Here is a 4,099-nt window from a genome sequence, read left to right as displayed (position 1 = left end):
CCATGAGGGATGCGCCCACCGGCTGAGCGCTTCGTTCAGCGCGGTGGGCGCATCCCTCATGGGAGATCGCCGCCGTGTCCGAGGAATCCTCGCCCGACCATGCCCCGAATCCTTCCCGATCCGGCCTGCCGCCCGAGGCCGGGCCGCAGCAGCACGCACGGCTCACCTCCGTGTTGTCGGCGCACCATCTGCTCGTCTCGCTGGGCCTGTACACGGCAATGCCGGTGCTGGCGCTGGTACTCGGCCGGAAAGCCTCCGGCGCCGCCGGACCGGGGCTGTTCTGCTACACGGCCTCGGCCGGTCTGGGGGCGCTCCTGGTCAGCCGGTGGCTGTCGCGGCGGCGGTATCTGCCGACGATGATCGCCGGTACCCTGCTGGCCGCGACCGGGTTCGGACTCCTGCCGTACGCCGACGACTCCATCGGCCCGCTGGTGCTGCTGCTGACGGCCGGGTTCGGGATGAGCCTGCACGCCATGTCGTCCCGCGTCCTGGTGGCGGAGTCCGTCGCGGACGGCATCGGCAGGCAGCGCTTCTACTCCGTCCTGATGGTCGCGATCAACGTCGCGGCCACGATCGGGCCGTTCGTGGCCATGGCCGCCTACCGAGGCGGCGACACCCGGCCGTTGTTCGCCGTCGTCGCGGGCTGCTACCTGCTGGCCGGTGCGTCGCTGACCCTCGGGGTGCGTCCCGGGCTCCGTATGCCGGCCGCTGAGACCCGGTGGCCTGTCGGCCGGGCCACGATCCGTGCGGCCCTGTGCGAGCCGACCGCGAGGGCAACCGTGCTCGCGACCCTGGTCGGCACCTTCCTCTACGCCCAGCTCTCCTCCGCGATCGTTCTCCTGATGGCCGACGAGATCGCCTCCGCGCCGATGCGGGCGGCGTTGCTGGCCGCTCCGGCGGTCGGCATCGTGCTGTTGCAGACCCCCGCCACCGCGGTGATGACGCGGCTGATGGGGCGCGGTGTGCCCATGTTCGCCTTCATCTGCGTGGCCTGCCTGGGGTTCGGCGGCGCGATGCTGGTGCTCGGCTCCGGTCTGCCCGCGGCGGCCGCCGTCGTCACCGCGATCGCGCTGTTCACCCTCGCCGAGCCGTTCTTCCACTCCCCGGTCAGTACGGCCTTCGCCGGTCTCCCGGTCGGTTCGCGCCTGGAGGTCCTCAACCTCCGGCAGGTCTGCTGGACCACCGGCGAGGCGCTGGGCGCGCTGTGCGGCGGCGCACTGTTTCTGCTGCTGCACCGCAACGGTCAGGGGCACCTCTACTGGCTGGCCCTCGGCAGCTGCGCGACGGTCACGGTCCCGCCGCTCCTCCTCGCTGTCGTGGCGCTTCCCGGAAGACCGGTTGCCGAGTGACATACCGAGTCGGCCGCTGAATCCGCGTGGCAGGATCGGTCCCATGCCGGTCGACCCGTTGCTGCTCGGAGCCCGTGGACTGTGGGAGGAACTGGCCAGGGTGCCGGTGGCGTTCGCGCCTGCGGGTGGTGTGACCGTGGTGGTCTCTCAGGATTCCGGGTTGTGCCCAGCCGGCTGGGTCGGCGCGGTGGCTCTGGGTGGATCATCGATCGTGACCGCACCGGCCAGGAGCGCCGCGCTCGTTCGTGACGCACTGGCCGGTCTGTCGCCGGAACACGTCGTGAACGACACGCTGGTCCGGGACGTGCTGCCCGTCGCGAGGACGCTCGGACCGGCTGCGTTGTCGTATGTCGCACCAGAGGGTTTTCGACCCGTGGAAGCCGGTGTGCTGCCGGTGGAGCACCTGCCCGCGGGCCACCCGGAGCTGCGGCGTCTGGAGATGGCGGCCGGTGACGAGGACGCCGGGGAGGCCGCGCTGAACGACATCACGTCACCTGTCTTCGTGGTCCGTGAGCACGGTGAGGTGGTTGCCGCTGCCGGCTATCTGCGCTGGCCGCGCCGGACCGCTCACATCGGAGTCCTGACCGCGCCGGCGGTGCGGGGGCGGGGGCTGGCACGGGTGACGGGCTCGGCCGCGGTCGCCCATGCGCTGGCTGCCGGCCTGCTGCCGCAGTGGCGTGCGCGGCCTCTCGCCTCCCGGCGGGTCGCGGCCGCCCTGGGCTTCGCGGAACTGGGTTCCCAGCTGAGCATCGAGATCGACCGGTCGGTGAGGGCGGGTATGCCGGGACCGGCCGGCTGACGGCAACCGCCGACCGGGGCCGCCTGCCGTCTCAGGAGTGGAACGCGAGATACGGGGCCAGTGCCAGGAGCATGCCGACCAGGGCGTACTCGAGGCGGCGGTCCGGGACCGAGCGGGCGATGCGCCAGCCCACGAGCACCCCCACCAGTTCCGGCACGCCGACCACGGCGGCCAGGGTCCAGTCGATGGAGCCGTGCTGCAGATAGCCGACGGTGCCCACGCTCGCGATCACCACGGACTGGGCCTGCGCGGCAGCCAGCGCGGACAGCACCGGGAGACCGCAGACGACCAGGAGCGGCACGCTCAGCATCGGTCCGCCCAGGCCGAAGAGCCCCGCCGCGACCGCCACCGTGACGCCCACCGCGACGGTGCGTGCGAGCGGTACGGGCACCGGGACCCCGGCCGCCTCCGGGGCTGCCGTGCGGCGGTCGCGGAGCCACACCAGCAGGCCCGGTCAGGTCAGTTGACTGCGCACCGGTCCATCGAGAGCCGCCCGCATGATCGCATGCGTCCATCGGCCCCGAGCGCGACGCCGAGTCGGCCCGCCCCGGCGGCTCGGCCGGCTACTGGCCCACCCGGCCGTCGATGCACTCGCGCAGCAGGTCGGCGTGGCCGCAGTGGCGGGCGTACTCCTCGATCCGGTGGACCATCAACTCCCGTACCGCGATGCCGTCCTTGCCCAGCCGCTTGCCCAAGTCCGGGTGCTCGGCCAGGGCGGCGTCGGTCGCGGCCTGTTCGCGGGCCAGGTCGGCGTAGGCGGCCTCGACGACGGCCTGGTCGGCGACGGCTCCGTCGAAGTCCGCGTCGCGCTTGCCGTACAGCTTCGGCTTCGGTTCACCGTCACTGATCCAGTTCAGCCAGTCCCGCTCCACCTCGGCGAGGTGCCGGACCAGCCCGAGCAGCGACATGGTCGACGGCGGAACCGGCCGACGGGCCAGCTGCTCCGCGTCCAGGCCCTCGCACTTCATCCGCAGGGTGAGGCGATAGTCCGTCAGGAAATCCTGGAGTGTGGGGAGTTCGCCGTCGGGGCTGACTCCTTCGCTGTTGCGGGGGTCGTCGTCGGGGTCGGTCCACATGTCGGGATAGACGGTTGCCTGGCTCCATCGTGCGGGTTGGTCGCTCATGCGTGCCATGGTCGTCCGTGAGGGCCCGTGCCCGCCAGTGGATTGCGGCGCGGCTCCCGCCACCGGCCCGCATCCGCTACCTGCGGGCCCGCTCCGCCCGGGGTGCCAGCCCCGCCCGCACCGCGCTCATCCTGGCCCGTACGCCCTGGACGGGGACGGCGCCCTGCGGGCCCTGGGTGGTGGGGGCGGGGCCCGGGTTGCCGCCCCGGCAGGTGCCGCACAGCCCGCCCGTCAGGGCCTCCGGGGCGGCCGGTGCGCGGCATTCGCCGCACTCCAGGGTGCGGAGTGCGGCCGTGCGGTGCGGGGGAGCGGCGACCCGGGCGGGCGGGAGCTTGTCCCGCAGGCGTCGGCGGACGAGCCCCGCCGCGTGGTGGACCGGCGACGGCAGGCCCTCGGTCAGGGCGTGCAGGATCTCCGCCTCGGTGGCGCCGCGCTCGAACCACTCGCCCAGCTGCGGTTCCAGTGCCACGCAGTCCGCCTGTGACAGCGTCAGTGCGGGCGCCTTGCGCCCGAGGGCGGCGAGCAGGATGAACGAGCGTGAGCGGATGGGGCGTTGGGGCTGCTCCTGCGGTACGTCGCCCCGGGTGAACGCCGCCCACCACGCGTCGTCGCGCGCGGTGCGGGAGAAGAACGTCCGCGTCACCCAGAGCAGCACCTCCTCGGTCGCCACGCACTCGCTGCCCCGGCGCAGATGCCCGGCTTCCTGGAGGCGGTTCAGCGTGGTCCGCAGCGCGCACTGGCCGTACGGGAGGGCCTTGGCCAGCGTCTTCACGGAGATGTCGGCGCCGTCGCCGCATACCTCGACGGGCTGTGCGACGGCGGCGTCA

At 73.1% G+C, this 4,099-nt stretch carries 5 protein-coding genes; 2 read left to right on the top strand and 3 right to left on the bottom strand.

Annotated elements, in window-relative coordinates:
- Window positions 1–74 precede the first annotated feature (74 nt).
- Window positions 75–1,349 carry an MFS transporter gene (locus J1C73_RS22220; RefSeq protein WP_207317971.1) on the top strand — a complete coding sequence of 425 codons (1,275 nt, stop codon included), beginning with the start codon at window positions 75–77 and terminating at the stop codon, window positions 1,347–1,349.
- A gap of 43 nt (window positions 1,350–1,392) precedes the next feature.
- Complete coding sequence (locus J1C73_RS22215; RefSeq protein ID WP_207317970.1) at window positions 1,393–2,148, top strand: GNAT family N-acetyltransferase; 756 nt, start codon at window positions 1,393–1,395, stop codon at window positions 2,146–2,148.
- Window positions 2,149–2,179: 31 nt separating this feature from the next.
- Here the strand turns inward: J1C73_RS22215 and J1C73_RS22210 are convergent, their stop codons facing one another.
- From J1C73_RS22210 to J1C73_RS22200, 3 genes are all read right to left on the bottom strand, one after another.
- A complete protein-coding gene (locus tag J1C73_RS22210; protein WP_307797773.1) occupies window positions 2,180–2,590 on the bottom strand; it encodes a TSUP family transporter in 411 nt (136 codons plus the stop codon).
- Between the two features lie 121 nt (window positions 2,591–2,711).
- Entirely contained in the window at window positions 2,712–3,281 is a 570-nt protein-coding gene (locus J1C73_RS22205) for a DinB family protein (protein ID WP_207317969.1), read from the bottom strand.
- A gap of 67 nt (window positions 3,282–3,348) precedes the next feature.
- Window positions 3,349–4,099: hypothetical protein (locus tag J1C73_RS22200; protein WP_207317968.1), on the bottom strand; the 751-nt coding region annotated here is incomplete at its 5' end.

It is taken from the genome of Streptomyces laculatispora (assembly GCF_017353455.1).
In the GTDB taxonomy this organism is placed as follows: Bacteria; Actinomycetota; Actinomycetes; order Streptomycetales; family Streptomycetaceae; genus Streptomyces; species Streptomyces laculatispora.
This window is presented reverse-complemented; position numbering and strand designations above follow the sequence as displayed.